Source organism: Acidovorax sp. GW821-FHT10A04 (assembly GCF_059415825.1).
On the sequence record NZ_JBWKNZ010000022.1, the window covers coordinates 47,408 to 73,550 of the forward strand.

The window sequence follows — 26,143 nt, forward strand, 5'->3', positions numbered from 1 at the left end:
GGTCGTGGCGCTTCAGTCCGCCTTGATGCCGGCCTTGGACACCACCTGGCTCCAGCGTTCGACATCCTGCTGCACCTGCTGTGCGAAATCGGCGGGAGAACTGGTGGACACGGCCAGGCCCTGGGCCTGCAAGGTGTCCAGCGTGGACTTTTGCGACAGGGCCTCCAGCAGCGCCGCGTTGAGCCTGCCGATGGCGCTGGCCGGCGTTGCCGCGGGAGCAAACAGCCCGAACCAGTTCGCGTGCGACAGCTCGGAGTACCCCGCCTCCCGAAATGTCGGCACCAGTGGGGCTGCGGCCACCCTGGTACCGTCCGCCACGGCGAGCAGCCGCAGCTTGCCGGCGTTGACATGCGGCATCGCCACCTGCAGCGACATTACGCCCACCTGCACGTGCCCGCCCACCAGATCGGTCACCGCGCCGGCCATGCCCTTGTAGGGCACGTGCAGCAGGTCGGTGGCGGTGGATTGCTTGAACAGCTCCATCAGCACATGGTGCGGCGATGCGGCGCCGGGCGTCGCATAAGTCAGTCGGCCTGGCTCGCTGCGGGCCAGCGCCACCAGCTCGGCCACCGACGACACCTGCACCGAGGGGTGCACCACCAGCGCCATGGAGCCGACAGCCGCCCGGCCGATCGCCGCGAGGTCCTTGTGGGGCAGCGCCGCCAGCTTGCGGTAGAGGCTGGGGGTCATGGCCAGGGAGTCCGCGGCCATGAGCAGCGTATGCCCGTCGGCGGCAGACTTGGCAACGCTGGCCATGGCAATGGTTCCGCTGGCACCGGGCTTGTTCTCCACAACCACCGGCTGCCCCAGCCTGCGGGACATGAAGGGCGCCACGGAGCGCGCAATGATGTCGGCGCCGCTGCCCGGCGTGTAGGGCACGACGATGGTGATGGTCTGCGTCGCAAACGGCGCCACCTGCGCCTGCGCGGCGCCCGCAGCCACGGCAAGGACAGCGCCCAGGGCCGCCAGGAAGGGCCTGCGCAGCAGGCCAGGCAGTGCAGGCCTGCGCGCCCTGGCGATGGAGGTTGCCGTTGCCCTGCCCCCCGCGCTGGGCAACGGGTCGGGGTGGCCGTCGTGGTTTGTCATCGAAGCTCCTCGCCGCTGCGGCGGTACACGGCAGCCACCATGACCACCTGATAATTAGTAGCTTAAGCTACCTTTTATCAGGCCATGCTGGTGTAAACCCGGGACTCGGCAAATCCCTCGTGGGGCCGTATATGGAGCGTTGGAAGCCTAGCCGGATGCCGGACCGTCTTCGCCAGAGGCATCGCTGCGCTTGCGCATCCGGCGCGCCACCGTCAGCTTGCGACCGCTGGATGCCAGGTCCGGGTGGCTGTTGAGCACGTTGTGGTACAGGGCGCGCAAGGTCCTGCGCATGGTGTCCACGTCCGCCGTTGGAATGCCGTGCAGCCAGCTCGCCTCCAGCGCCCTGGCCTGGGGCATGACTTCGCGCACCAGGGCGCGGCCATCGGCAGTGATGGAGACACGCGTGGCGCGCTTGTCGGCAGCCGAGGTGAAGCGCAGCACCAGCCCGCGCTCCTGCGCCTGCAGCACGACCCGCGAGAGGTAGGACAGCTCGGTTCCCGCGTGCGCCGCGAGTTCGCTGAGGGTCTGGTCGTTGCCGTCCGTCAGCGCGGTCAGCACGCGCCATTCGGGAAGGCTCAGGTGGTGCTTCTTCAGGATGTCGGCAAACGTGGCGGACACGATGTCCGCCGACCGGTTGAGGAGGTAGCCCAGCGACTGGTCCAGCCGATAAGGCTCGTTCAAGGGGATGGGGGATTGCTTGCCAGTGGCCATGTCTTGTTGTGCGAAAAACGATGTGTCCATCGGAGTCTAGCGACCGCCTGCGCGGCTGCGGACGGGAGGCACAGACGCCCTCACTCCAGAAACAGCTCCGCCACCATCGCACGCAGCCACCGGTTCCCGGGATCGTGGTGGAACCGCTCGTGCCAGTGCTGCTTGATGGCAAAGCCTGGCAGCGGGAATGAGGTCTGCACCAGGCGCACCGCCGCAATCCGTGCCAGGGTCTGGGCGACGCGTGCGGGCACCGTGGCGATCAGGTCGGTCTGCGCCAGCAGGTTGCCCAGGCCCGGCAGCGTGTGCAGGGTCAGCACCACGTCGCGCTGCATCTTCAGGCGCTTGAGTTCCTGCTCCAGCAAACCATGCCCGGTGCCCGGCGCGATGATGGCCACGTGCCGCTCCCGCCGGTAGAGCGGCCGGGTGACCCGCGACGCAAGGCGCGGGTGCGCCTTTCTCACCACGCAGGCAAACCCCTCATCGAAGAGCTTTTGCTGGTAGAAGCCCGCATCGAGTTCGGGCATGTAGCCCACGGCCAGGTCGGCATCGCCGGCCTCCAGGCGGGCCGCCGTCTCGGGGGCGATCCGCAGCACCTCGATCTGGATGCCCGGGGCCACGGACTCGACCTTCTTGACCAGCCGCGGCAGAAACTCCAGATGGCTCACGTCGGTCATGCTGATGCGAAAGTGCCGCTTCGAGGTCAGCGGGTCGAAGACCACCTGCTGTTTCGTGGCCGTGCGCAGCAGCTCCAGCGCCTGCCGCAAAGGGCCGAGCAGGTCGGCGGCATGCGGCGTGGGCACCATGCCCTGCGCGGTTCGCACGAACAGCTGGTCGTTGAACTGCCGCCGCAGGCGTGCCAGGGCCAGGCTCACCGAGGTCTGCGGAATGTCCAGGTTCTCGGCCGCGCGCGACACGCTGCGCGTCTTGTAGACCTCATCGAACACGGAGAGCAGCCGCATGTCCATTATTTCAAATCCTGCTGAGAGTTATGCCGCGCATTAAATAGACGCAATGTTGCTCTCCCCCTAAAGTTTGCGCAATCCCCGCACCGCATGCGGGGGACACACAAGGAGACAACACCCATGGCATCCGACACACGGTCCATTTTTTTCACCGCATTCCCCTCCATCCGCGCCGCCGCCGCACTGGCATGCCTGTGCCTGGCCGGCCTGCCGGCCTGGAGCCAGGACTGGCCGCAGGGCCCCGTCAGGCTCGTGGTCCCGTTCGACGCAGGCTCCACCCCGGACCTGGCCGCGCGGGCCATTGGCGAGCGGCTTGCAGCCCGGCTGCACCAACCCTTCGTGGTCGAGAACAAGAGCGGCGCGGCGGGCAACATCGGCACCGACGCGATTGCCAAGGCGAGCCCCGATGGCCGCACCATCGGCGTGAGCATCGCAGGCCCGCTCGGGGTGAACGCGCTGCTGTTCAAGAAGCTGCCCTACGACCCCGCCAGGGACCTTGCGCCCATCACCATCGCCGTCTCCCAGCCCTCCGTGCTGGTGGTGGGCAAGAAGCTGGAGAGCGCCGACGCCAAGGCGCTCGCCTCCACAATGAAAGGCGCGAAGCTGACGTTTGCATCCATCGGCGCCGGGTCGATCTCGCACCTGGGCATGGCTGCGCTGGCCGCCCAGGGCGGTGCCGATGCGGTGCACATTCCCTACCGCGGATCGGGGGCGGCCGTCACCGCCCTGCTGTCCGGTGAGGTCGACATGGCGCTGCTGCCGGCGGCAGCGGTCATGCCCCACGCCAAGGCAGGCAAGCTGTGGGCCCTGGCCGTGGCTTCGCCCACGCGGTCACCCTCGCTCCCCCACGTTCCCACCCTCGCGGAAAGCGGTCTGCCCGCCATCCAGGCGGACGCCTGGATTGCCTTCGTCGCACCGGCTCGCACGCCGGACGCCGTCCTGAAGACGCTGCAGAGCCAGATCGCGCAGATCCTCGCCGAGCCGGCCATGGTGGAGCGATTCCGCGCGCAGTACATGGACCCCGCAGGCGGCTCGCCCGAAGACATGCGCAGACAGCTCGGCGCCGACATCGCACGCTGGAAGCCGGTGATCGAAGCCAACCGCATCGCCCTGGATTGATGCAATGAAAGAAGAGAACGAGATGGTTGTTGAAACACTGCTGGAGCCCGCGCGCCACCTGCCGGTCTTTGGTGAATACGACGTAGTGGTGGTGGGCGGCGGGCCGGCCGGCCTGGCGGCCGCGGTGAGCGCGGCGCGCAGGGGGGCGCGGACCCTGCTCGTGGAGTCCTACGGCTTTCTGGGCGGCATGGGCACGGCCGGTGGCGTCACCAACTTCGCCGGCCTGTACGGCCGGCATGAAGGGGAGATGAAGCTGCTGGTGCGGGGCGTCGTTGACGAGCTGCTGGACCGCCTGCAGGCGCAGGGAGGGCTGAACCAGCCGCAGGACGGCATGCAGGGGCGCATCCGGGTGCGCTCCTACGACACCTCCATTTACAAATGCGCGGCCGACCAATGGCTGCTCGGTGCGGGCGTGCAGCTGCTGTTCCATGCGCGGGCCGCAGGCGTGCTGCGCGATGGCAACCGCATCCAGGCGCTCGTCGTCGAGACGAAATCGGGCCGGCAGGCGATTCGCGGCAACGTGTTCATCGACTGTTCCGGCGACGCGGATGTGGCAGCCTTCGCCGGCGTTGCGCACGAGGTCGGCGATGGGCACGGCAGCGGCCTGTTCCCCTCGACGATGTTCCGGGTCGGGCATGTCGATGCCGACCGGGCGCTGCCGGCCGTGGGCGAGTTCAAGGCCATCAACGACTTCATGGAACGGGCGCAGGAGCAATTTCCGGGCAGGTACCGGTTTCCCCGCGAAGGAGCGATCCTGCGGCCCCAGATCCATCCGGCGGAGTGGCGCGCCAACGTCACCTCCATCGCCAACGCCCAGGGGCAGGCCATGAACGCCGTGAACGCCATCGAGCTGAGCGACGGCGAGGTGGAGGGGCGCCGGCAGATCGCCGAGTACTTCCGCTTCCTGCGCGAACAGGTTCCAGGCTTCGAAGGCTCGCGCATCGTGGAGATCGCGCCGCAGATCGGCATCCGCGAAACCCGCCGCATCGAGGGCCTGTATGCGCTGACGGGCGAAGACATTCTCCAATCGGCCCGCTTCGACGACCGGATCGGCTTCAACGCCTGGCCCATGGAGCTGCACCGTGCGGGCGGCATCTCCTGGGGCTTCCCATCGGACCCGCGCAGGGCCTACAACGACCTGCCCTGGAGGATGCTCGTGCCCAAGGTGTTGGAGAATCTGCTCGTGGCAGGCCGCTGCGCGTCCATGACCCACGAAGGCCAGTCCGCGGCGCGCGCCAGCGGTGGGTGCTTCGTGATGGGGCAGGCTGCGGGCACCGCTGCCGCCCTGGCCGGCGCCCAAAGGCTCCAGGACACCGATGTCCACCGCCTGCAATCGTGCCTGCGGGAGGACGGGGCGCTGCTGGAGGCCTGAGAGGCCAAGAGGCCAAGAGGCCACCGGCAGCATCGCCCTGTGCGATCACCCTGGCTTTGCGCAGGCCGAACGCACCGCTGCAGAGGTGCGCTTTGCCGTCACCCCACAACTGCGAGCTGCGGCAGGCGGCGGCAGCCACTCACCGAACAACCGGCGCGTCAGGCAACTCGTTGGCGTAAGCGATGCCGGCGCCCAGCCCGGGAAAGTGCGCCGCCTGCCTGGCCGACACTGCATCCACCGCCTGCGCCAGGCCCTCTTCGTAGCGGCCTTCGCGCAGGTGCACAGCCAGTTGAGACACTACCGCCTCCCATTCGCCCGGCGGCACGCTGCGGGCAAGGCCACGATCGGCCACGATCTCGATGGCGTGCTCGGGCACCAGCAGGTAGATCAGCACGCCGTTGTTGTGCTCGGTGTCCCATACGCGCAGCTTGCTGAACAGCATGAGCGCGCGTTCGCGGGCCGTGGCGTCGCGGTGCAGATAGCTCCAGGGCAGCGCGCCTTCGGCGCAGATGCGGATCTGCCCCGTGTGCAACTGCTCGCTGGCGGCCACGCGCGCCGACAGCCGCGCCAGGGCCTCATCGGGCAGGACCTTGCGCACATCGCCCTCTTGCCAGCGGTGTACGGCCAGGCGCCGCAGCGCGCGCAGAGATCGGGACAGCACCATGGCTACCACCCTCCGGAGGCACCGCCCCCGCCAAAGTTGCCACCGCCGCCCGAGCTGAAGCCGCCGCCCGAACCTCCGCGCGAGCCACCCCCGCCGAAGCCTCCGTCGCCCAGGCCGCCAAGGCCCCCGAGCCCCCCGCCCCATGGGATGCCGGAGCCCCCTTGGCGCAGCGTGGTGCGCCGGCCTGCTCCGGCCATCAGCGTGAACAGCAGGCCCGCAATGGCTGCCAGGCCGGCCAGGAGAACGCTGGATGTGAGCACGAAGGCCCCCAGCCCCGCCGCGCCGCCGGTGGCGAGCGAGCCGAACGCGTTGCCGAACATCGAGCGCGCAATCGGCCCGCCGATCAGCACGCCCATTACCAGGACGATGGCGGCCTCACCCCAGCCAAACCCCGAAACCATGCCTTGGCCACGCGTTTGCGATGGCTGTGGCGCAGAGGGTTCGGGAAGCGGTTCGCGGGCAATCAGCGCACCCAGCTGCGTGGCGGCAGCCTGCAGTCCGCCGGCAAAGTCGCCAGCGCGAAAACGCGGCTGCAGGGTGCCGTCGATGATGCGCGCAGCCGCGATGTCGGGGATGGCGCCCTCGAGCGCCTTGGCCACCTCGATGCGCATCTTGCGGTCGTCCTTGGCGACGAGCACCAACACCCCGTCCCCCACGTCGCGGCGCCCGATCTTCCATTGGTTGGCCACGCGGTTGGCATAGGCGGCAATGTCTTCAGGGGCTGTGGTGGGCACCATCAGCACGACCACCTGGCTGCCCTGGCTCGATTCCAGAGCGGTCAGTTGCGCTTCGAGCGCCGTGCGCTGCTCGGCGCTGAGCGTGCCAGTGCCATCCACCACATGGCCTGTGAGCGCTGGTACCGGCTGCACGGGCGCCTGGGCCCAGGCACAAACCGCCCCCAGCAGGAGCGCGGCAGTGGCAAGGTAGCGCCAGAAGGGCTTGGCGTGCGGCATGAGCCCGTAGCTCACGGCTTCTTGGGAGTGGTTGAGAAGTCCACCGTGGGCGGGGCGGAGATCTGCGCCTCATTGGGCACGGCCATCGGCGGCTTGGGGGCGTAGCTGAACACCTTGGCCGTGAGGTTGGTGGGAAAGCTGCGCGCCAGGGTGTTGTACTGCTGCACCGTATCGATGTAGCGGTTGCGCGCCACGGCGATGCGGTTCTCGGTGCCCTCCAGCGTCACGCGCAGGTCGCGAAAGCCCTGGTTCGCCTGCAGCGTGGGGTAGCGCTCGGACACCGCGATCAACCGCGACAGCGCACTCGACAGCTCGCCCTGCGCCGCCTGGAACTTGCGCATGGTCTCAGGGTCGTTGAGGGTCTCGGGCGTCACCTGGATGGCAGTGGCCTGGGCCCGCGCCTGCACCACGCGGGTGAGCGTTTCCTGCTCGAAATTGGCCTCGCCCTTCACGCTGGCCACGATGTTGGGCACCAGCTCTGCGCGGCGCTGGTACTGGTTGAGCACCTCGCTCCATGCGGCCTTGGATTGTTCGTCCAGGCGCTGGAAGTCGTTGTAGCCACAGCCCGAGAGTGCGAGGGCAGCAAGCAGGGTGGCAAGGGCGGCGGTGAGGCGTTGGATCATGGTGAGGTCGTCCGTGGGCAAGGCAGTGGCGTGCGGCGAACCCACCATATGCCATGCCCATGCGGCGACGTGTAGGAGCGAAGCTATTCCCGGCGCGCGCGGCCCCCCCGCCCGCTGCTCACCATGCACCGGCTGCGCAGTGGCTTGGCCTTGGGCCGCAAGCCAGACCTGCGCCGGCCCCGTTTGCTAAAGTGTGCGATGACAGACATGAGCGTGTTTCCCCCTTACCTTCAGGCCGACAAGTGTGGGTGGTGGAGGTGTGGAAGCGCGTGGACGGTGCCTGGGCCACGGTCATGACCCAGGCCACCACGGCGGCATCCAATCCTTGAGGAAGGTGGCACTCCAGGAAGGTCGCGCCCCCACCTGAGCCCCCCGTTGCCACCATGAGCCACCGCTGCTTTCGCTTCAAGCCCTCGCACCCGGACCTCAGCGCCCCGCAGATTGCGGCCATCCGGCGCATCAGCCCGCACTCCATCGCCGAGATCCGGCGCCGGGCGGTGGCAAACGAGTCCGTGCTCGACATCCCGGTGTTCTCGGGCGAGTGGCCCGCCAGCAAAGCCCAGGTCATGGCACTGCTGCACGGCATCGAGGCGGGGACCCTGCCGCTGGCGGTCTTTGATGCGGCCATCTCGGCCGGCGCCCCTGCGCAGGATTCGTCGCCCGAGCAGCCGCTGACCGTGGCGCAGGCGCGCCAGCGCCTGCAGGTCCTGAGGGACATCGCGCTGGAGCAGGACATGCACGCGCAGCTCGAAGCCGGCCACATCGCCTCGCCCGCAGAGTACACGCCCCTGCCCGAGGACGGGGCCTGAGCACCCGCCCCCGCAGGGCCTCCCGCCCATGGCATCATGCCCACCCCGCAAGGACGCCACGAACACAGGAGCGCCGGTGAGCAGCATCGACCAGGAGACCGCAGAACGCCTGGGCTTCCCCAAGCCCCACTACGTTGCCATCGAGCGCGAACGGCGCTGGCTGTGCCGCGAGCTGCCGCCGCGTGAGCGCATTCGCCGCACCGAGGCGATCACCGACCTCTACGTGACCGGCGCGCGGCTGCGGCTGCGCGAGGCGCGCCCGCTCGATGGCGGCGCGCCCATGCTGCGGCTCACCCGCAAGGGGGACGTGGACGTGCACACCCGGCTGATCACGTCCATCTACCTGCCCGAGGATGAATTCGCCCTGCTCGCCGCCACCTTGCCCGGGCGGCGCGTCCACAAGCTGCGGCACCGGCTGCACCCGGTGGACGGGGTGGCCATGGTCGTGGACGAGTTCCAGGGCGACCTTGCAGGCCTGCTGCTGGCCGAAGCGGAGTTCAAGACCGCCGAGCTGCTGGCCGCATACCCAGGGCCGGACTTTGCCGTGCGCGAGGTGACCGATGATTTGCGCTTCACGGGTGCTCACCTCGCGCACCACGGCATCCCCCCATAGCCTGCCGAGTTTGCCCGCCAAAACACCTTGGCGACAACGACATCCAACACGCTGCGGCCGGCGCTGATGATCTACTTCTGCATCCACCGCTGGATGGCGAAGGCAACGTGCCCGGCGTTAACGAACTCCAACGCAACGCCGAGCGGCGCACCGCCACTCTATGGATTGCTGCCTGCACGTGTCGCAACGATTGGTGGTGGCCACGCTGCCGTGCACAGCGAGTGCCGCGCGCCCACCCAAATGGGTGGCTGCCCCATCGTGTGACAGGTGACACAGACAGTGAACCTCTTTGCGCCAAAGATCGGCGCTGCCCCCCTTGCGAGCGCACCACGCCTCAGCACTGCCTGCCCTGCGCAAGGTGGACTGTCATTTTTATATTTTGAACCGAGAGGATTGAGACCATGCCAGTGACCCACGTCCCCACTTCCACCTCACGCATCCGCCGCCATACCGGCCGCGCGCCCGCGGCCCGCGCCGCCCTGGCCGCACTGCCGCTGCTGCTGTTGACGGCATGCGGCGGGGGTAGCGACGGGGACCCGGTGACGCCGCCGCCCGTGACGCCGCCCGTCGTCACGCCGCCCGGCAAAAGCTTCGTGCTGGGGGGCACGGTCACGGGCCTGGGCGAGGGGCGCAGCGTGGTGCTCAAGCGCGGGGAAGTGGATGAGCTGACCATCACCGCCAATGGCCGCTTCACGATGGACCAGCGCATCACCCCGACGGAGCCGTATCTGTTGACCATCGCCTCACACCCCGAGGGGCAGCGCTGCACCGTGTCGCAGCTCGTCTCGCTGCCTGTGGAGCAGGACGTGACCAACCTGAGCCTGAACTGCGCGAACCTGCCGGTGGGCACGCAGAACCTGGGCGGCGTGGTCACGGGCCTGGTGGAGGGCGGCACGCTGGTGCTGCAAAACAACCAGGGCGACAACCTCACGCTGCGGGCCGATGGGCGCTTGTCTTCAACACGGCGGTGGCCGGCGGCAGCAGCTATGCGGTGCAGGTGCAGACGCAGCCGATGGGCCAGACCTGCACCGTGGTCAACGGCAGCGGCACGGTGGGCAGCGCCGACGTGCGCGCAATGCAGGTGGCGTGCGCTGGCGTGCCCCTGGCCATGCCAGAGGGTGCCTGGACCACCAGCCGCTGCACCGTCTACTTCGACCTGCCGAGTACCCGTGGCTACTTCAACATCCTGCGCGAGGGCGAGTCGCGCTACAGCTTCACCCAGGGCAAGGTGACCTCCCCCGCCTGTGGCAATGTCGGCACCGTGACGCTGGACGATTCGCTCAAGGGCAGCGTGGTGTTCGACCGCCAGGAAACCCGTGGCCAGATCACTGCCTTCTGGGGCACGCAGACCACGGGCGCCGGCACCAAGCGCGTGGTGTGGGCGCGCAAGGGCCCGTACCTGTGCCTGCTGCCGCGGGCGACGTTCGAGCAGCCCAACCCCGTCAAGGACTACCCGACGCTCGACAGCGTGGAGAAGGACACGGACGAGGCCCTGAAGGGCGACACGCTCCTGAATGGGTGGTGCTATCTGAAGTCGCCTTCCTGACACCGGATCACACCGCCAGGCAGCAAGCCCGCCGCACGCGCTTCTTGCTGTCGAGGGCCGAGCGGAAACGCCGGCCTGCAGCCTTCGACCAACGGCCTTTGCCGGCCTTGAGCGCACACCAGCGGGGTGGGGCCAGAGAGCTCGCGTTGCATGCGTTGCTCGAAGCCTCCACCATGTCAACCCATAGAGAGGAGCTTTCCGTGGCATCCATTCAATATCCGCACGCGCCGCGCGCCGTGCCTCGCTCGTTCCCCCTGAACTCCCCTGGCGCATGGCGCTTCGCGCCGCTGGGCCTGGCAGGCGCACTGTTGTGCGGCTGCGGCGGCGGCGGTGACAGCCCTGCCGATCCTGCCCCCGGCGGGCCTCGCCATGCGCTGAGCATCTCGGTGACGGGGCTGGCCACAGGCCAGAGCGTGGTGCTGCAGAACCAGGGCACGGACGACTTCACCGCCAGCGCCAACGGCTACTTCCAGACGGCTGCGACCTGGCCCGAGGGCAGCAACTACGCCATCACCGTAAAGACCCAGCCTGCGGGCCAGCGGTGCACTCCCGCGCGCAACACCGGCACGTTGGCTGCGGGCCTGCCGTCGGTGCTGATCGAGTGCAAGGCCCTGCCCAGCGAGCGCAACACGCTGGGCGGCACCCTCAGCGGGGTGTTTCCCGGCCAGACGGTGGTGCTGACCACCGGGAGCGAAGACCTGGCCCTGAAAGCCGATGGCAGCTTCACCTTTGCCACGCCGATGGCCGCTGGTGCGGCCTATGCCGTCACGCTGAAGGCCAAGCCCGAGGGCTTCGGCTGCATCGTGCGCAACGGCTCCGGGTCGATCGATACCACTGTGGTGGACACCGTGGCGGTGCGTTGCGCGCCCGAGGGCCTCCTGTCCGAGGGCTTCTGGGAGCGGGACCAATGCTCCCCGGGGCCGGGCGGCGTAGGCCTCAGGGACGGCTGGCGCATCTCGCGCACCACCGTGACCTCCGCGTCCGTGGGCTCCGGCGGGGTGAGCTACAACGATGCGCAATGCGGTGGCATCGGTACCCCCATGACGGGCCCGCTGGTCGGGGGGTTCTTCGTGGACCAGATGCGCAGCGCCTCGACGAGTGAGCTGACGGCCTACTGGGGCGTGCGCAGCGGCATGATGTACCCCATCAAGCCGGTGGTGCTGGTGCGCAAGGCCAACCACCTGTGCCTGCTGGAGGACAGTGCCACGCCATCGATCTACCCCGATGCCGCCAGCACGGGCCCGGCGGTCGCCGCGGCCATCGCTGCGGGCAAGTGCTATACGCCGCGTTGAGTGTTTTGAGCCCGATCCGGCTCATCGCCAGGTGCCCGCCTGATCGCCTGGCCGTGGCGCGCCCTCCTGCACTGCCCGCTCCATCCGCGCCTTCAGCGCAGCCAGGCCCCGCGCCGCCCGCCGCTGCATGACCCGCCTGGCCAGCGGGAGCACCAGGCAGCGGACGGCAAGGCTCTGGCTTCGGCTGTACATGCGCCAGGTCAGTTCGCACGACTGCGGCGCCGTGGCGTGCAGCGAGATCTCCATGCGCGGCAGCAGTGGCAGAAGCCGCCCCTCGGTCGCGAAGAACCCGGGGGCCCTGGCTTCGCGCACCTGCAGGGTGACCTGCCGGCGCCCCCTGAACGGCACAGCCACGGTTTCAAGGTACTCCTTGCCCGGCTGCCCATGGGCGAGCGCGCCGAGCGATTCGATCGAGAGCACGCCCGGAAACCATTCGCCAAACTGCTCCATGTTCGATACATAGCCGAAAACCGCCTGCACAGGCCGGTGGATGGAAACCGTCTTTTCGACCAGCAAATGCATGGGGTGTCCTTTTCAAAAAGCCATGCTAATCTGTAGAGTGAGATCTACAGTCAAGGGAATTTCAATGCGCATCTCCGAGCTGGAAAGCCGCACCGGCCTGGGTCGCCACGCGCTGCGCTTTTACGAACGCGAGGGACTGCTCGTCGGCGTGCAACGCGGCGAGAACAACTACCGCGACTACCCCGAGTCGGCCGCCAGGGACGCGGCCCTGCTGCAGCAACTGCAGTCGCTGGGCTTCTCGCTGCAGGAGATTCGCCAGGTGCTCGATGCCATGCGCGCCAAAAGCATCGACTGCGCCAAAGGCGCCCGCCTGATGGCCGACAAGCGCACCGCGATCGAGGCCCAGATCGCGAACCTGCGCAAGGTGAGCAAGGTGCTCCTGCGCGAACAGCAGCGCCTGCAAGAACGTGCCGCGCAGCACGGGCTGCCCAGGGCATAGGGCCTGTTCACACTTTTTTAGGGGATTGCGTTGCCCGGCCCGGGGGCTGGATGCCAGGCGCCCGCGCAGCAAGCTAGGGCCCTTGCCGGCGCGCCACTCCCACATCTGTAGCGGCGCCACGAGCCAGGGCCGGCGCCCGCACCACTGCGCATAAATATCCCACCATCCCGCCCCAAAATACTGTAAATTCATACAGTCTTTTGGAGATGAGCATGGATGTTCTGGACACCACCTACACCGTCGCCCTGTGCGACTACCCCGGCCTCACGCAGGCCGAACGCACCGCCGCAGAAGTGCGCTTTGCCGTCGCCCTGGAGCACCAGTTCGGCAGCCCCGACGACATCGCGGCCACGCTGCACACCATCGACTCACTGGAGCGCGTCGAGCCCGAGGACGTCTCGGCGCACGACCTGGTGGCCTTGCAGCACTGGGTGCGCGCCCTGGGCATTGCGCGCCTGGCGGGCTACCGGGGGCTGGCGCCGCGCGACGGCAGCCGCTTCGAGGTGCGGCTGGGCTGAGAGCGTGCCTGCCGCCCTGCTCGCCATGGACCAACCGGGCCTGTTCGGGGATGCACCGGTGCGCGCCTCCATTCCCGGCCTGGTCTACCAGGCCGGGTTTTTGGGCCGGGCCGAAGAAAGCGAGCTCATCGCCATCCTGCAGTCATTGCCGCTGCACGCGGCCCGGTACAAGGAGTACATGGCACGGCGCCGGGTGGCGGGCTTTGGCGGTTCGTTCGACTTCGACACCAACCAGCTGCTGCCAGGCAAGCCGCTCGACGAGCGCCTGGCGCCCCTGCGCGAGCGCGTGGCCGCATGGCAAGGCATGCAGCCCGAGCAGTTGGCCCATGCGCTGGTGTCCGAGTACGCACCCGGCACGCCACTGGGCTGGCACCGCGACGTGCCGGACTTCGAACGCATCATCGGCATATCGCTGGGCGGCCCGGCCACGCTGCGCTTTCGGCCCTGGCCCAGGGCGTGTCATCACCTATTTCACCCCCGCGAAAGCCTGCAGCGCGGTGTAGTGCAAGGCGCCCTGAGTGCCGCGTAGCACCGCTACGCAAGCGAAGGGCAACACCGCAATGCGCCACGCTGCAGGCTTTCCCTTCGGGCTGGCCCCGGCATGCGGCGTCTGCTTTGTCGCTCGGCTTGCCCATAGTCCACTATGGGCTGCGCCGCGCTTCGCGCATCCATCCGCATGCCGGGGCCAGCGCGGGGGTGAAATGGGTGATGACACGCCCTACCCGGAGCTGCAACGCCAGGTGGTGGCGCTGGAGGTGGAGCCCCGCTCCATCTACCTGCTGCAGGGCGATGCGCGCTGGAAGTGGCAGCACTGCGTGGAGCCGACGCCGGCACTGCGCTGGTCCGTGACGTTCAGGGACATGCGCTGACGCGCACACGGGCCCTGGCATGCGGGGGCAACGCGGCACCCCATCACCTCCTTGCCGACGCGCACTTGCCCCGGCCTCCTACAGCGGGAGCCTGCATTGCCGTCGATGCTCCTGGATCACCCCAACCTGGAGAACACCCATGCGCAAGATGATCCTGATGGCGATTGCCGGTTACCTGTGGAAGAAGTACAAGGCCCGTGACACCACGGGCAGCGGACCCGCGACCAGCGCCACGACACCGTCCCCGACCAGCCGCTGAGCAAACCCATCTGCCCGACGGATGCAGCGCGTAGCGCGCATACCTGCGCGCGGCAGCGGCCCAATGCAATGGCGGCCGCTGCTGCCAGCCGCAAGTGGATGCCTGCCCTCAGGCGCCCTGGCCCTGCGTCAGTGCAAGCTTCAACCCGGGCGTGCCACGGTTCACCTCGGTCAGAAACGACTCGGCAAGGTTGTGCACGCTGCGACCATCCAGATGGGTGTCGAGCCAGATGCGCAGTCCCTGGTCATCGGGTTCGCACGCTGCAAAACGGATTCCGAGGTGCTGAACGGACTGGCAGAAGCGCTGCAGCGTTTCACTCAACCGCCAGCAAGCCTGCACGCATTCTTCGCGGGCCAATGCCACATGGCCGGAATTCTGCACGGTGGGCACATCGGCGTGTGCAATGTGAAAGTGATAGATCATGAACGCAAGCGCCAGGGTATGGGTGCAAGCAGTCTATGCACGGCCATCCGCCTGCGCGTGTAGGAAAAAGCCTTACCGAGCGCCCTCGTGGCGCCCGACGACAACCACGCACAGCCGCTGCCACGCCAGTTGCCGTGTAGGACCACCCTCCCCTTGTCCGCCGAAGTTGGCTGACTGCCGCGCCAGCGCTGCCCCACCACAATCCGATACAAATGTGCACCCCACCGCGTGAAGCCACGTGGTGGTCCTGTCCCATCCCGGGCGCGTGCACTGACCGGGGCGCTGCCAGACAACTGCCCCTGGAAGGAAAAAATTTGAAGTACGCCCTCCACTCCTCCTCGCCGTCTTATCCGCACAAGGGCGCCGCGAGCACCGGCATTGCCGGGCTCGACGACGTGCTGGGTGGCGGCCTTCCCCCGCGACATCTGTATCTCGTCGAAGGCAGCCCCGGCACCGGCAAGACCACCCTGGCACTGCAGTTCCTGATCGAAGGGCGCGACAAGGGCGAGCGGGGTCTTTACGTCACCCTGTCAGAGACTTCGGAAGAACTTGCGCAGGTGGCCCAGTCGCATGGCTGGTCACTCGATGGCATCCGGATCTTTGACCTGGTCAGCGACGAAGGCCTGAGTGAAGAGGCGGAGCAGACCATCCTGCACCCTTCCGAGTTCGAGCTGGGCGAGACCACCCGCGAGGTGATGCGCCTGGTCGGCGAACTCAAGCCCCAGCGCGTGGCGTTCGACAGCCTGTCCGAGCTGCGCCTGCTGGCCCAGAGCCCCCTGCGCTACCGGCGCCAGATACTCGCCCTGAAGCGCTTTTTCGCACAGGTGGGCTGCACCGTGCTCATGCTCGACGACAAAACCTCCGGCGAGGGCGACCAGCAGTTGCACAGCATCGCCCACGGCGTGGTGCACCTGAACCAGAATATCAACACCTACGGCCCCGACAAGCGCCAGTTGCGCGTGGTCAAGCTGCGCGGCGTCAAGTTCCGCAGCGGCGACCATGACTTCGACCTCGACCGTGGCGGCCTGGTGGTGTTTCCACGCCTGGCGGCGGGCGAACATGGGGGCAAGTTCGACGAGACCCCCATCTCCACCGGCACGTCCGCGTTTGATGACATGCTGGGCGGCGGCCTGTCGCCCGGCAGCAATTTGCTGCTGGCCGGCCCGGCGGGGGTGGGCAAGACCACCACCGCCATCAGCTGCGCGGTGGCCGCCATGCGGCGCGGCGAAAAGGTGGCCTACTACCTTTTCGACGAGGGCTTCTCGTCGCTGCGCCAGCGCTCACGCGCCCTGGGGCTGGACATCGATCCGTTCATCGCCAATGGCCAATTGCTGATCCGCTCGTTCGACCCTGCAGAGGTCTCTCCTGGCCAGTTTGCCCACGCGGTGCGCGAAGCCGTTGAAAAAGAACAGGTGCGCCTGGTGGTGGTCGACAGCCTCAACTCCTACATGCAGGCCATGCCCGGCGGGCAGTACCTGCTGCTGCAGATGCACGAGCTGCTGTCGTACCTGAACTCGATGGGCGTTGTCACGCTGATCATCCTCTCGCTGCACGGCACCGTGGGGGAGATGCACGCCGATATAGACCTGAGCTACCTGAGCGATGCCATGGTGCAGTACCGCTTCTTCGAGGCGCGGGGTGAAGTGCTCAAGGCCCTGTCAGTCATCAAGAGCCGTACCGCGCAACACGAGTCCACCATCCGAGAGCTGCGCCTGGGCGCCAATGGGATCCAGATCGGCAAGCCCCTGACCGACTTCCACGGCATACTCCTTGGCGCAGCACAGTACACCGGCCGGCAGGCCCTGCTGGGAGACGCCGACAGCGCCTCCCAGCGCTCTTGAACACGGATGTCGCGCATGGATAGCCGGGTTCTCATATTGGCGCCGCATGGCCGTGATGCGAAGGTCATCGCATCGGTGGTGTGCGGCGATGGATTTGTCTGCGTCCAGTGCCCCGATGCCGCATCGCTGCTGGCAGAGCTTGCGGCAGGGGCCGATGCCGCCATCCTGACCGAAGAAGTGCTTGCCGGCGGCCTGGATGAATCGCTGCGGCAGTACCTGGCAGGCCAGCCGGCCTGGTCGGACTTGCCCTTCGTGGTGCTGGCCACGCGCCAGGCCAGCCGCCGGTCGGTGCGCGCCACCGCCTCGCTGCAGGAGCTGGGCAACCTGGTCATCCTGGAACGCCCCGTCAACCCCGAGACACTGGTCAGTGCGGTGCGCTCCGCCCTGCGCGCGCGCAAGCGCCAGCACACCACACGGTTGCACCTGCACGACCTGAACAATGCCAAGCAGACGGTCGACCGCATGAATGCGGAGCTGGAGAGCCGCATCGCCACACGCACCAGCGACCTGGCCAGCGCCAACGACCGCCTCACGCGCGAGATCGCGGACCGCGAGCGCATCCAGTCCAAGGTGGTGCAGGGGCAGAAGCTCGAAGCCATCGGCCGGCTCACCGGCGGCATCGCGCACGACTTCAACAACCTGCTGCACGCGGTCAGCCTGAACCTGCAGTTCATCGCCCGGATTTCCACCGAACCGCGGGTGACCGACTACGCCCGCCGCGCCAAGGAATCGGTGGACCGCGGCGCCCGCCTGACGGCCCAGCTGCTGTCCTTTGCCCGCGCGCAAAGCCTGATGCCGCGCCTGCACGACGTGAATGCCATGGTGCTCAACCTGCGCGAGCTCATCGAGGTATCGGTAGGCTCCAAGGTGCAGGTGCAGCTCGACCTGAGTGAAGAGCCTGCATGGGTTCTGCTCGATGGCGCACAGTTCGAGATGGCCCTCTTGAACATGGCCGTCAACTCGCGCGACGCGATGCCCGATGGCGGCACATTGACCATCCACACCGCGCTGGCCGCAGCCCCGGGCAACGCAGGGGGTAGCCGCCAGGTGCACATCAGCGTGCAGGACACCGGGTGCGGAATACCCGAGGCATTGCAGGCCAAGGTGTTCGACCCGTTCTTCACTACCAAGGCAGAGGGAGAAGGCACGGGGCTGGGGCTCAGCCAGGTCTATGGCTTCGCCAACCAGTCCGGTGGCGGCGTGGAGATTCAAAGCACCGAAGGAGAAGGCACTACCGTCACCCTGCGTTTCGCGCAGGCAACGCCGATCCGCGAACACGATGCGGCCTCCCCCACCGCTGCGCAAGCCCCTGCTCCATCCGAGGCGCGAACCGAGGTGCTGGTGGTGGAAGACGACGACGCCGTGCGCCAGGGCATCGTCGAAGGCCTGCGCCTTTTGAACTACAGGGTGCGCGAAGCCTGCGACGGTGAGAGCGGCCTGCGCGAACTGCACCGCCGCGTGCCGGACCTGCTGATGGCCGACTACCTCATGCCCGGAATGAACGGCGCCGAATTCATCTCCACCGCCCGCAAGATGCACCCCGGCATCCCCGTGCTGATGGCCACGGGCTATGCCGACATGGCCGAGGTGGAAAAGCTCGTGGGCCCGCAGTCGGTGCTCAAGAAGCCCTTCGACCTGGAAACGCTGCACACCGCCGTGGGCAACGAGCTGGCGCGCGCACGGGGTTGAGCGGCCGCCCGCGACAGCGGCCAGCGCCCTGGCTGGCGCCAATGCCCACCAGCCCATTGGCAGCAGGCACCGCGGCAACCCCGCTGGCAGGCACGAAGCACGGCAGGTGACGGGCGTCACGTCCTGCCACCTTTGTGGGATTCCTCCGCACGCCCTGCCTCGACATACTTCGAATTTTTGCCATGACCAACATCATCACCACGCCCTTGACCTCTTCGCCCGCAGCGCCGCTGCACCGCCGCTGCGCTCCCTTCGCCTGGCTGGTCCTGGCGGCATCGCTGGCGGCCTGCGGGGGTGGTGGCGGTGACACAACACCCGCCCCCGGGCCTGGCCCCACCCCTACCGAACGCTTCATCATCGGCGGCACGGTGACCGGCCTGGCACCCGCCTCGGGCACCAGCGGCAGCAGCCGGCTGGTGCTGCAGAACAACGAGGGCGACGACCTGCTGCCCACGGCCAATGGCCGCTTCGTGTTTGCCACGCCGCTCGCGGCGGGCAGCGCCTATGCGGTGCGGGTGAAGTCGCAGCCCAACGGCCAGACCTGCACCGTGGCCCAGGGCAGCGGTGCCATGCCCGGCACCGCCGTGGATTCGGTACAGGTGAGCTGTGCCACTGCGGTCTGGGGCCTGCCCGAGGGCACCTGGGTGCGCGAAGCCTGCAACAGCCCCTCCCCCGGCCAGGGAACCCGCAACATGTTTCGCCTGACACGCCAGGACGAGACCCGCGTCACCGTCAACCAGGCCACCATGGCGTACGCCAACGCCCAGTGCAGCGGCGCCGGCACCGTGCAGGGTGAAAAGGAATACGCCCGCTTCGAGGTGGACCGCAAGGAAACCCGGGGCGGCATCACCGGCTTCTGGGGCAACTGGACCTACAGCGTGGACCCCACCCGCCCCACGCGTGCCGTTCTTGCACGCTCGGGCCCCTACCTGTGCTGGGCGGCTGATCACTTCTGGGCGCAGTTCTCCACCATGGACGATGTGGAGCGCCTCGTGGGCAACACTACCCAGCAAGGCCTGTGCTACGTGTTGCCGGAGTGACCACCAGGCCTGTCCCCTTGAACCACGCAGCCATTGAACGGGCCATCCTGGCACTGCTCGATGGGCGCGCGCCGGGCAAGACCATCTGCCCTTCCGAAGTGGCGCGGGCACTGGCCGGGGATGCCCCAGCGCAGTGGCGCCCCATGATGCCCGCCGTGCGCGCCGCCGCCGACCTCCTGGCGCGCGAAGGCCACCTGCGGGTCCTGCAGCGCGGGCAGGCGGTGGCCTCGGCTGTGCATGCGGTGGGGCCGATCCGGCTGGCCAGGCCCGCCCCGCCAGGCCCCGGGTGAACTTGCCATGCGGATGGCGCTATGCAGCCGCCGCCGCATAGCCCTGCAGGCGGGGTCTTTGCGGTAGCACCGGGGGCAGCAGCACGGCGGCGGTGTTGCCCCACGACAGCAGGTCGGCAATGCCGCCGTGCTCCTGACACCGGCCAGCTTCAAAAGCGAAGTGGTGACGGGATCGAAGGGAACAGACCAGGCGCAGCAGCACCCAGAACTTCATCAGCCATGTTGGCCGATCTTCCGATCAATCCCTGTAGCCGCGCAGGCTGCATTCGTGTCAGGAACGAGGCCACGGCCGATGACGTGGCCACCAAGGCGCGGCCTGGTGCGGCTAGGTTGCAGACTTGCCGATGGCGGCATGCAGCATCTGTGGCGTGCAGGGCTTGGGCAGCACGTCAAAACCCAGTTGCGAGATTCGGGCCAATTGCTCGGCATACCCGGTCATCAGCAGAACCCGCTGCGCAGGCCATTTCTCGCGGATGTGCCTTGCCAGGCCCTCTCCGTTGAGCTCACCGGGCATCATGACGTCAGACAGTACCAGGTCCGGCCGCTGGCCCTCATCCAGGAGGTGGATGGCCTTGTCGGCGCGGTCCACCCGGGTGACGGTGCACCCCAGCGACTGCAGCAGGGGCTCCAGGGATTCGGCCACCTCGTCGTTGTCTTCCACCACCAGGAGGCTCATGCCCAGGGGCTTGAACGAGGTGTCGGAGGCGGGCTCATCGCGGGATGCCCTGGCCGCCGTGCAGGGCAGGTACAGGCTGACCTTCGTACCCTTGCCCACTTCGCTGGCGATTTCCGCATAACCACCTACGCCCTGGCAAAAGCCATACACCTGGCTGAGGCCCAGGCCCGTGCCTTCGCCCACGGGCTTGGTGGTGAAGAACGGCTCGAAGACCTTGTCCAGATCGTCCTGCGCAATACCGCTGCCCGTGTCGGACACTTCGATCACGACCATCTCGATTTCCTGCCCCGGTGTCGCCACCCGCCGGGGCCCGGCATTGCGCACCTGGATCGACAACGCGCCCCCCGTGGGCATTGCATCGCGCGCATTGATGCTCAGGTTGAGCAGCGCCAATTCCAGCTCGCTCAGGTCCAGGAACACCGGCGCGGTCGAGGGGTGCACCTGCACCTCCAGGCGCACACGGCTGCCCAGCACCGGAACGATGAGGTCCTGGATGGCCGGGAGCTTGTGCTGCAGCTGCACGTACTCGGCGACCAGGGGCTGGCGCCGCGAGAAGGCCAGCAGCTGGCGGGTGAGATTGGTGGCCGACTTGACGGCGCGCGCGATAGAGTCAATCTGCCGCATGCCCGCCTGCGGCACCGTGCGCTTGAGCAGGTGCAGGTTGTTGCTGATCACCATCAGGGCGTTGTTGAAGTCGTGCGCCACACCCCCGGTCAGTCGGCCCAGTGCCTCGAGCTTCTGCGCCTGGCGCAGCGCCTCTTCGGCACGCTGGCGGCTTTCGGTTTCCTTCTCCAGCTCTTGCAGCGTGTCGTGCGCAGCGCGAGCGCTTTGCAGCGCCGTCCTTGCCGTGATGACCAGGGCAGCCACCGGCAGCGCCCCCATGGCGAACAGCAGCGCGAGCTGCTGAAACAGCTCGTGCAGCGGCACGTTCAGCCGCATCGCCGTGGACACGTACAAGGGATAGTCACCGACCTTGCGGTAGGCAATCACCCGCTCCTTCTGGTCTATCGGCGAGAAACCCTGCAGGCGCCCCGAGTCCTCGCCGGCGCGCAGCCGCTGCATCACGGGCGCGTTGGGCTGCAACCTGTCGGGGGTGTTGGCGTTGTGGGGCCACCGGGTGTAAACCTCTCCGTCGCCACGGAAAAGGCTCACCGCCAGATTGGGCTCATCCGCCACCAGGTCCCCGTAGAAATCGTAAAAGTAGGACGTGAGCAAGGCCACGTTGATGACCCCGCCAAATTTGCCGGCGTCATCCTCGAAGGCGACACTGACATTCAAGACACGCTCGTTGGAAGTCCGGGTCACGAGTGGCTTGGACAGATGCGCGCCCGGGCGGCCCTGCAGGTGGTGCTGAAAATACTCACCATCGGACAGATCAACCCCCGGAAACGGGAACAGGCGGCTGCTGGCAATGGGACGACCCTGCGCATCCAGGACAAGGATGGACTGGATCTGCGGCTGGTCCACGGTGCGCTTGCGCAGCTCTTCGTGCAGAAATGCCTCGATGCTGTGCAGCGCCTGCGGATTCTTGCCGTTCACCAGGGAGTACGCCTTTTCCATGACCGCCTCGGACGTGGCCATGACCTTGGAGGCATGCTCATGCGCAACACGAAGGGAACGGGACACACGGGCATCGGTTTCGTCCGTGGCCCGCAGAAACCCGACGACCCCGAAGATGGCGTAGATCACCAAGGGAACCACGACGCTCAGCAGCGCCATCAGGCGCAGCCAGCGCACCGACTCTGCTGCCTCTCTGGAGCCCCTGCCCCCGGCTCTTTTTCTTGTCAACATGGCTTGTCCTAGCGAGCGAGTCAATGAAATTCAACACCGATGAGGCGCCTGGCTTCAGTGCCACGCGGTACCCGCAAAAGGACGCGGCACAGCACGCCATCGCAAAACGCCAACGGAAACGGCCGGTTCGTACCGGACCCAACCAGGGCGAGCCCCTGGGCACTTGATGCGCTGTCTTGATCAAAGTGTCTGCGCCGTTGCAGACGCCCGCCACATTACGGGCCGTGGTCACTACTGAATGCGGTGCAACCAAGGGGTACCGACCGGGCCAACCCAGTTGCCCTTCTCCTGCTTCGCGCTGAATTGCGACCAATCAGTATGAATGGTAACTGCAAAGTCACGCAGCCGCTGCCTCTGCAGCGCAAGGCTCAGCTGCGGGACGGGCTTTCGGCGTTCTCGGCGCGGGACCACAGACTTTCGAGTTCGGCCACCGTCTGCGGCTTGCCGTAGAGGTAACCCTGCAGTTCGTTCACGCCCAGGCCCTGCAGCAGGTCGGCCTGCATGGGCGTCTCCACGCCCTCTGCCACCACCCGCTTGTCCAGCGCCTTGGCCAGGGCCACGATGGCAGTGGCAATGGCCAGCGCGGGGCGGACCGCGCCAAAGGCAAACACGAAGCTCTTGTCGATCTTGAGCGTGTCGAACGGCAGGCGGTTCAGGTAGCGCATGGCCGAGTAGCCCACGCCGAAATCGTCCAGCGCAATCGCCACGCCCTGCGCACGCAGCGCCGCCAGGCGCGTGACGGCGGCGTCCACGTCCTGGATCAGCGCGCCTTCGGTGATCTCCAGCTCCAGCTCTCCGGGGCGGATGCCGAACTCCTGCACCAGCGCCTGCAGCGCCCCCGGAAAGCCCGGGTCGGCCAGTTGCACCGGCGACAGGTTCACCGACAGGTGGCGCACCGGCACCGCGGGATCGGCGCGCCACAGCGCAAACTGCTGCAGCGCCTGGCGCAGCACCCACAGGCCCAGCTCGAGGATGAAGCCCGACTCCTCGGCCAGTGCGATGAAGACGTCGGGCGACACCAACCCGTGCTCGGGGTGGCGCCAGCGCAGCAGCGCCTCGACCGAGGCGGTCTGGCGGTCGTGTGCGCCCACGCGCGGCTGGTACACCACGAACATCTGCTGCGCGGCTAGCGCCTGGCGCAGGTCGTGCCTGAGCGCCAGCCGCTCGGCCTGCTGGGCGGCCAGCGCGGGCTCGAACTCCACCAGCACATTGCGGCCCGCGGCCTTGGCGGTGTACATGGCCAGGTCGGCGTGCTTGAGCAGCTCGTCCTGCGACCTGCCATGCTCGGGAAACAGCGCCACGCCCAGGCTGGCGGCCAGCGGCAGCACGCGCGGGGGCACGCTGTAGGGCACGCGCACGGCCTGCATCACGGCGTCGATGTCGGCCCGGAACATCCCCTGCGCATCTGCCGGCAGCACAAAGACGAATTCGTCCCCGCCCGGGCGGGCCATGGCCAGCGCACGCGTGCCGATGCAGTCGCGCAGGCGGCTGGCCACCTCGCGCAGCACACAGTCGCCCACATAGTGGCCATAGGCGTCGTTGATTTCCTTGAAGCCATCGAGGTCCATGTAGACCACGGCAAAGGGAGTGCCCAGTGCCTGCGCCAGCCGGTCAATGGCCTCCACCAGCCCGAAGCGGTTGAGCAGGCCCGTCAGGCTGTCGTGGGTGGCGCGCTCGCGCAGCTGCTGCTCGTGCTGCTCGGCATGCAGGGCCACGGCCAGCCGCTGGCGAAAGGCGCCCAGCTCGCGCTGCGCCCGCCGCTGCGGTGCCAGCGGCTGCGCCAGGCGCAGCCACACGCGCTGGGTGCCGGTCTGGGCCACGGGCAGGTCGTGCCAGGGCCCTGGCTCGCCGGTGGGGTCGGCAGGGACGGCGCTGGTCTCGCTTTGCTGCAGCGTGCCATCGCCTGCCAGCGAAAGCAGGTGGGGCCTGGGCGCGCCCGCCAGCCACTGCACCACGTCCACCCTGCCTTGCGCCGGCGGGAGGTGCAGGTGCGCCAGCATCAGGCGCACCACCTCGGCCAAGGGCTTCTGTTCGATGATGGCCTGGTCCATCTGCGCGAGCACGCGGAACAGCGCCAGGTCGCGCCCCACCTCTTCGGTCATGGCATTGAAGGAATCCGCCAGATCGGTGAACTCGCTGCGCTGGCCGGCAATCTGCACCTGGCGCGTGAAGTCGCCGCGCAGCACGGCGCGCGTGCCCGAGGTGAGCGCATCCAGCGGCCGGGTCAGGCGGCGCAACACCACCGAGCTGCTCGCCAGCGCCAGCAAAAACGCGATGCCCGCCACATTGCCCACCAGGGCTGCCACGCCAATGGGCAGGTAGCGCCGCACATCCGGCTGCAGCGTGGTGGTGAGGGTCCAGGCCGGTGCATCGAAGTACGGCGTGAAGAAGATCTCGCGCTGCGTTTGCACCGCGTGGGGGGCCTGCACCTCCACCCCCTGGCAGAAAGGCGCGGCCAGCTGTGGCCCCGAAAAACAGAGTTTGTGGGTGCCCGACTGCGCGTTCTCCCACAGGTAGTCGGCAGTGAAGCGACCGCGCACCACGGCGCCTTCGACAGGCACGATCAGATCCACCGTGGGTGCAGCCCCGGGCTGTGCGGCGCCGGCCACCCGCAGGGCGCTGCGCCCCCCGGGCGCCAGCGCGGCCTCTGCCGGGGACAGCCGGTCCACGCGGGCAAAGACGGCGCCCAGCCGCTGGTCCGGCACTGCGGGCCCGGTGCCCCCATCGGCGGGCAGCCCATGCACGTGCAGCAGGCTCTCGGCGGCGCGCAGGCGGTCGATGAGGTTGATGCCCACCGCCTTGGCCAGCTCGCCGCTGAGCTGCGCGGCCGACTGCTGCACCACGTACTCGGTGAGCTGATAGGCCAGCAGCGACATGGCGCCCACCGGCACCGCCACCAGCACGAAGAAGGTGGCCAGCAACTGCCTCCCCACGCGGCTGTGCAGGATGGCTTGGGCCGCACTCAGGCGCATTCAGTAATCCTCGGCCACGCCAATGAACCCCCCGTTGTTGGCGCGAATGATGTCATCGCGGCTGGCTTTGGCGGTCAAGGGCGTCTGGCTCTTGCCATCGGGGCCCATGCTGTACAGGTCGTAGTCGCTGTTGAGCGGGTGCAGGGATTTGTCCTTGCGCTTGTCGCCCACCTTGGCACCCTCCATCGACAGGTAGCGGTAGGGGTTTCCCCAAGGGTCCAGCCGGTTGTCGGGCACAGCGGCCAGGCTCGCCGGAAACGCGTTCTTGAACTGCAGGTGCCGGTCCAGCTTGACGCTGATCTCCAGGATGTCCTTCTTGGCGGTGGCGATCTTTGCGCGGTCGATATAGGCCTTGTAGCTGGGTATGGCCACGGCCGACAGCAGCCCGATCAATGTGACCGTGATCAGCAGCTCCAGCAGTGTGACCCCGAGCGCGCGCAAGGCCCGCTTGTGGTGACTAGCGACTCTCATGGTCATGCCCTGGCACGTTCACAAAAGAATGCAGCAGCCCGTGGCGCGGGAAACGCCACCGCACAGGCCGAACGCAGGATGTACCAAAGCGCCAGGATCCATATTTCCCTGACATTTTGTTTCATACCGCATGATATTCCACCGCCACCACCCAGCAGCGTAGGACGGCATCGACGCCGGAACGCTCAGCCCGGCACGAACAGCACTTGCCCGCCCTGCCCCGGGCGGTAGGCAAAGCGCCCCGTCAGCACCACCTTGCCGCCCACGCGCGCGGCCCAGGTGTAGTCGCCCACGCGGGTGCCGGCGTTGCCGAAGTCGCTGGGGTAGTGCACAGTGCCCGCGCGCTCGCCACCGCCCTCGGGCTCGGCCGTGGCAGTGGTCGTCTTGCCGTCCGGCATGGTCACGGTGAACTCCACGGGCGCCTGCCGGGCGGCCATCCTGTCGCCCACGCTCAGCGCGATGGCCGGGCGAGCTGAGTACAGTACGCTTGCCGTCTGGGCCAGTGCGGGCGTGCCTGTGGCCAGCAGCACCACGGTGGCGAGCGCCACGCGGCGAAGGCAAAGGTGTATCGGCTGCATGGAATGCTCCTTTCT

27 protein-coding genes are annotated in these 26,143 nt (G+C 67.8%); 14 read left to right on the plus strand and 13 right to left on the minus strand.

Features of this window, described 5'->3' with window-relative positions; all coding sequences use genetic code 11:
• Positions 1-12: 12 nt before the first annotated feature.
• The 3 genes from AC07PF_RS31060 to AC07PF_RS31070 form a co-directional block, all read right to left on the minus strand.
• Positions 13-1,086: a Bug family tripartite tricarboxylate transporter substrate binding protein gene (locus AC07PF_RS31060; protein ID WP_494614486.1), complete on the minus strand. Its 1,074-nt coding sequence runs from the start codon at positions 1,084-1,086 to the stop codon at positions 13-15.
• Between the two features lie 147 nt (positions 1,087-1,233).
• The gene (locus AC07PF_RS31065; protein WP_494614487.1) at positions 1,234-1,767 is read right to left on the minus strand and encodes a MarR family winged helix-turn-helix transcriptional regulator; all 534 of its coding nucleotides are present in this window, start codon (positions 1,765-1,767) and stop codon (positions 1,234-1,236) included.
• Between the two features lie 110 nt (positions 1,768-1,877).
• On the minus strand, positions 1,878-2,756 hold the full coding sequence (locus AC07PF_RS31070) for a LysR family transcriptional regulator (protein ID WP_494614488.1): 879 nt from the start codon (positions 2,754-2,756) through the stop codon (positions 1,878-1,880).
• A 123-nt stretch (positions 2,757-2,879) separates the two neighbouring features.
• Here AC07PF_RS31070 and AC07PF_RS31075 point away from each other — a divergent pair, with 123 nt between their 5' ends.
• Positions 2,880-3,878 (plus strand): Bug family tripartite tricarboxylate transporter substrate binding protein, encoded by a 999-nt coding sequence (locus AC07PF_RS31075; RefSeq protein ID WP_494614489.1) that lies wholly within the window; start codon positions 2,880-2,882, stop codon positions 3,876-3,878.
• A 22-nt stretch (positions 3,879-3,900) separates the two neighbouring features.
• Positions 3,901-5,250, plus strand: coding sequence for an FAD-dependent oxidoreductase (locus AC07PF_RS31080; protein WP_494614490.1), 1,350 nt, complete (start codon positions 3,901-3,903; stop codon positions 5,248-5,250).
• A 139-nt stretch (positions 5,251-5,389) separates the two neighbouring features.
• Here AC07PF_RS31080 and AC07PF_RS31085 read toward each other — a convergent pair whose 3' ends face one another.
• The 3 genes from AC07PF_RS31085 to AC07PF_RS31095 are packed head-to-tail and all read right to left on the minus strand — an operon-like array spanning position 5,390 to position 7,490.
• Positions 5,390-5,914 carry a TPM domain-containing protein gene (locus tag AC07PF_RS31085; RefSeq protein WP_494614491.1) on the minus strand — a complete coding sequence of 175 codons (525 nt, stop codon included), beginning with the start codon at positions 5,912-5,914 and terminating at the stop codon, positions 5,390-5,392.
• 2 nt (positions 5,915-5,916) lie between these two features.
• Positions 5,917-6,867 carry a TPM domain-containing protein gene (locus tag AC07PF_RS31090; protein ID WP_494614545.1) on the minus strand — a complete coding sequence of 317 codons (951 nt, stop codon included), beginning with the start codon at positions 6,865-6,867 and terminating at the stop codon, positions 5,917-5,919.
• 11 nt (positions 6,868-6,878) lie between these two features.
• Positions 6,879-7,490, minus strand: coding sequence for a LemA family protein (locus tag AC07PF_RS31095; RefSeq protein WP_494614492.1), 612 nt, complete (start codon positions 7,488-7,490; stop codon positions 6,879-6,881).
• A gap of 383 nt (positions 7,491-7,873) precedes the next feature.
• On the opposite strand from AC07PF_RS31095, the gene AC07PF_RS31100 reads away from it, so the two are divergent.
• The 4 genes from AC07PF_RS31100 to AC07PF_RS31115 all read left to right on the plus strand — a co-directional run bounded on the left by AC07PF_RS31100 (position 7,874) and on the right by AC07PF_RS31115 (position 11,750).
• Entirely contained in the window at positions 7,874-8,299 is a 426-nt protein-coding gene (locus AC07PF_RS31100; RefSeq protein WP_494614493.1) for a hypothetical protein, read from the plus strand.
• Positions 8,300-8,375: 76 nt separating this feature from the next.
• On the plus strand, positions 8,376-8,912 hold the full coding sequence (locus tag AC07PF_RS31105; RefSeq protein ID WP_494614494.1) for a hypothetical protein: 537 nt from the start codon (positions 8,376-8,378) through the stop codon (positions 8,910-8,912).
• Positions 8,913-9,879: 967 nt separating this feature from the next.
• Positions 9,880-10,458, plus strand: a complete 579-nt coding sequence (locus AC07PF_RS31110; protein ID WP_494614495.1) for a hypothetical protein — start codon at positions 9,880-9,882, stop codon at positions 10,456-10,458.
• Positions 10,459-10,658: 200 nt separating this feature from the next.
• Positions 10,659-11,750, plus strand: a complete 1,092-nt coding sequence (locus tag AC07PF_RS31115) for a hypothetical protein (protein ID WP_494614496.1) — start codon at positions 10,659-10,661, stop codon at positions 11,748-11,750.
• Positions 11,751-11,771: 21 nt separating this feature from the next.
• On the opposite strand, the gene AC07PF_RS31120 is transcribed toward AC07PF_RS31115, so the two are convergent.
• Entirely contained in the window at positions 11,772-12,272 is a 501-nt protein-coding gene (locus AC07PF_RS31120; RefSeq protein ID WP_494614497.1) for an SRPBCC family protein, read from the minus strand.
• A 64-nt stretch (positions 12,273-12,336) separates the two neighbouring features.
• On the opposite strand from AC07PF_RS31120, the gene AC07PF_RS31125 reads away from it, so the two are divergent.
• From AC07PF_RS31125 to AC07PF_RS31140, 4 genes are all read left to right on the plus strand, one after another.
• Complete coding sequence (locus tag AC07PF_RS31125) at positions 12,337-12,711, plus strand: MerR family transcriptional regulator (protein ID WP_007853265.1); 375 nt, start codon at positions 12,337-12,339, stop codon at positions 12,709-12,711.
• A gap of 212 nt (positions 12,712-12,923) precedes the next feature.
• Positions 12,924-13,229, plus strand: a complete 306-nt coding sequence (locus AC07PF_RS31130) for a hypothetical protein (RefSeq protein ID WP_007853277.1) — start codon at positions 12,924-12,926, stop codon at positions 13,227-13,229.
• Positions 13,230-13,254: 25 nt separating this feature from the next.
• Positions 13,255-13,758, plus strand: coding sequence for an alpha-ketoglutarate-dependent dioxygenase AlkB (locus tag AC07PF_RS31135; RefSeq protein WP_494614498.1), 504 nt, complete (start codon positions 13,255-13,257; stop codon positions 13,756-13,758).
• Between the two features lie 172 nt (positions 13,759-13,930).
• Positions 13,931-14,098, plus strand: coding sequence for a hypothetical protein (locus tag AC07PF_RS31140; protein ID WP_494610034.1), 168 nt, complete (start codon positions 13,931-13,933; stop codon positions 14,096-14,098).
• Positions 14,099-14,465: 367 nt separating this feature from the next.
• On the opposite strand, the gene AC07PF_RS31145 is transcribed toward AC07PF_RS31140, so the two are convergent.
• Positions 14,466-14,780: a hypothetical protein gene (locus AC07PF_RS31145; RefSeq protein ID WP_494614499.1), complete on the minus strand. Its 315-nt coding sequence runs from the start codon at positions 14,778-14,780 to the stop codon at positions 14,466-14,468.
• A 314-nt stretch (positions 14,781-15,094) separates the two neighbouring features.
• Between AC07PF_RS31145 and AC07PF_RS31150 the strand changes: the two genes are divergently transcribed.
• The 4 genes from AC07PF_RS31150 to AC07PF_RS31165 all read left to right on the plus strand — a co-directional run bounded on the left by AC07PF_RS31150 (position 15,095) and on the right by AC07PF_RS31165 (position 19,640).
• Complete coding sequence (locus AC07PF_RS31150) at positions 15,095-16,621, plus strand: ATPase domain-containing protein (protein ID WP_494614500.1); 1,527 nt, start codon at positions 15,095-15,097, stop codon at positions 16,619-16,621.
• A gap of 15 nt (positions 16,622-16,636) precedes the next feature.
• Positions 16,637-18,310, plus strand: coding sequence for a response regulator (locus AC07PF_RS31155; protein ID WP_007853304.1), 1,674 nt, complete (start codon positions 16,637-16,639; stop codon positions 18,308-18,310).
• A gap of 182 nt (positions 18,311-18,492) precedes the next feature.
• Positions 18,493-19,350: a hypothetical protein gene (locus AC07PF_RS31160; protein ID WP_494614501.1), complete on the plus strand. Its 858-nt coding sequence runs from the start codon at positions 18,493-18,495 to the stop codon at positions 19,348-19,350.
• Between the two features lie 17 nt (positions 19,351-19,367).
• On the plus strand, positions 19,368-19,640 hold the full coding sequence (locus AC07PF_RS31165; RefSeq protein ID WP_494610039.1) for a DUF3253 domain-containing protein: 273 nt from the start codon (positions 19,368-19,370) through the stop codon (positions 19,638-19,640).
• A 19-nt stretch (positions 19,641-19,659) separates the two neighbouring features.
• Here AC07PF_RS31165 and AC07PF_RS31170 read toward each other — a convergent pair whose 3' ends face one another.
• The 5 genes from AC07PF_RS31170 to AC07PF_RS31190 all read right to left on the minus strand — a co-directional run bounded on the left by AC07PF_RS31170 (position 19,660) and on the right by AC07PF_RS31190 (position 26,128).
• On the minus strand, positions 19,660-19,854 hold the full coding sequence (locus AC07PF_RS31170; protein ID WP_494614502.1) for a hypothetical protein: 195 nt from the start codon (positions 19,852-19,854) through the stop codon (positions 19,660-19,662).
• Between the two features lie 111 nt (positions 19,855-19,965).
• Positions 19,966-22,053, minus strand: coding sequence for a hybrid sensor histidine kinase/response regulator family protein (locus AC07PF_RS31175; protein ID WP_494614503.1), 2,088 nt, complete (start codon positions 22,051-22,053; stop codon positions 19,966-19,968).
• Positions 22,054-22,475: 422 nt separating this feature from the next.
• Positions 22,476-25,079 carry a putative bifunctional diguanylate cyclase/phosphodiesterase gene (locus AC07PF_RS31180; protein WP_494614504.1) on the minus strand — a complete coding sequence of 868 codons (2,604 nt, stop codon included), beginning with the start codon at positions 25,077-25,079 and terminating at the stop codon, positions 22,476-22,478.
• Complete coding sequence (locus AC07PF_RS31185) at positions 25,080-25,550, minus strand: prepilin-type cleavage/methylation domain-containing protein (RefSeq protein ID WP_494614505.1); 471 nt, start codon at positions 25,548-25,550, stop codon at positions 25,080-25,082. It lies immediately after the preceding gene.
• 185 nt (positions 25,551-25,735) lie between these two features.
• Positions 25,736-26,128 carry a hypothetical protein gene (locus tag AC07PF_RS31190; RefSeq protein ID WP_494614506.1) on the minus strand — a complete coding sequence of 131 codons (393 nt, stop codon included), beginning with the start codon at positions 26,126-26,128 and terminating at the stop codon, positions 25,736-25,738.
• Between the last annotated feature and the right edge of the window lie 15 nt (positions 26,129-26,143).

What these genes read in the sequence shown, in the direction of transcription:
- AC07PF_RS31160 (WP_494614501.1), top strand. Translation starts at nt 18,493, where the DNA reads ATGACCAACATCATCACCACGCCCTTGACCTCTTCGCCCGCAGCGCCG.
- AC07PF_RS31135 (WP_494614498.1), top strand. Translation starts at nt 13,255, where the DNA reads ATGGACCAACCGGGCCTGTTCGGGGATGCACCGGTGCGCGCCTCCATT.
- AC07PF_RS31070 (WP_494614488.1), bottom strand. Translation starts at nt 2,756, where the DNA reads ATGCGGCTGCTCTCCGTGTTCGATGAGGTCTACAAGACGCGCAGCGTG.
- AC07PF_RS31185 (WP_494614505.1), bottom strand. Translation starts at nt 25,550, where the DNA reads ATGAGAGTCGCTAGTCACCACAAGCGGGCCTTGCGCGCGCTCGGGGTC.
- AC07PF_RS31095 (WP_494614492.1), bottom strand. Translation starts at nt 7,490, where the DNA reads ATGATCCAACGCCTCACCGCCGCCCTTGCCACCCTGCTTGCTGCCCTC.
- AC07PF_RS31090 (WP_494614545.1), bottom strand. Translation starts at nt 6,867, where the DNA reads ATGCCGCACGCCAAGCCCTTCTGGCGCTACCTTGCCACTGCCGCGCTC.
- AC07PF_RS31155 (WP_007853304.1), top strand. Translation starts at nt 16,637, where the DNA reads ATGGATAGCCGGGTTCTCATATTGGCGCCGCATGGCCGTGATGCGAAG.
- AC07PF_RS31145 (WP_494614499.1), bottom strand. Translation starts at nt 14,780, where the DNA reads ATGATCTATCACTTTCACATTGCACACGCCGATGTGCCCACCGTGCAG.
- AC07PF_RS31190 (WP_494614506.1), bottom strand. Translation starts at nt 26,128, where the DNA reads ATGCAGCCGATACACCTTTGCCTTCGCCGCGTGGCGCTCGCCACCGTG.
- AC07PF_RS31125 (WP_007853265.1), top strand. Translation starts at nt 12,337, where the DNA reads ATGCGCATCTCCGAGCTGGAAAGCCGCACCGGCCTGGGTCGCCACGCG.
- AC07PF_RS31140 (WP_494610034.1), top strand. Translation starts at nt 13,931, where the DNA reads ATGGGTGATGACACGCCCTACCCGGAGCTGCAACGCCAGGTGGTGGCG.
- AC07PF_RS31130 (WP_007853277.1), top strand. Translation starts at nt 12,924, where the DNA reads ATGGATGTTCTGGACACCACCTACACCGTCGCCCTGTGCGACTACCCC.
- AC07PF_RS31060 (WP_494614486.1), bottom strand. Translation starts at nt 1,086, where the DNA reads ATGACAAACCACGACGGCCACCCCGACCCGTTGCCCAGCGCGGGGGGC.
- AC07PF_RS31075 (WP_494614489.1), top strand. Translation starts at nt 2,880, where the DNA reads ATGGCATCCGACACACGGTCCATTTTTTTCACCGCATTCCCCTCCATC.
- AC07PF_RS31085 (WP_494614491.1), bottom strand. Translation starts at nt 5,914, where the DNA reads ATGGTGCTGTCCCGATCTCTGCGCGCGCTGCGGCGCCTGGCCGTACAC.
- AC07PF_RS31100 (WP_494614493.1), top strand. Translation starts at nt 7,874, where the DNA reads ATGAGCCACCGCTGCTTTCGCTTCAAGCCCTCGCACCCGGACCTCAGC.
- AC07PF_RS31080 (WP_494614490.1), top strand. Translation starts at nt 3,901, where the DNA reads ATGGTTGTTGAAACACTGCTGGAGCCCGCGCGCCACCTGCCGGTCTTT.
- AC07PF_RS31180 (WP_494614504.1), bottom strand. Translation starts at nt 25,079, where the DNA reads ATGCGCCTGAGTGCGGCCCAAGCCATCCTGCACAGCCGCGTGGGGAGG.
- AC07PF_RS31120 (WP_494614497.1), bottom strand. Translation starts at nt 12,272, where the DNA reads ATGCATTTGCTGGTCGAAAAGACGGTTTCCATCCACCGGCCTGTGCAG.
- AC07PF_RS31170 (WP_494614502.1), bottom strand. Translation starts at nt 19,854, where the DNA reads ATGAAGTTCTGGGTGCTGCTGCGCCTGGTCTGTTCCCTTCGATCCCGT.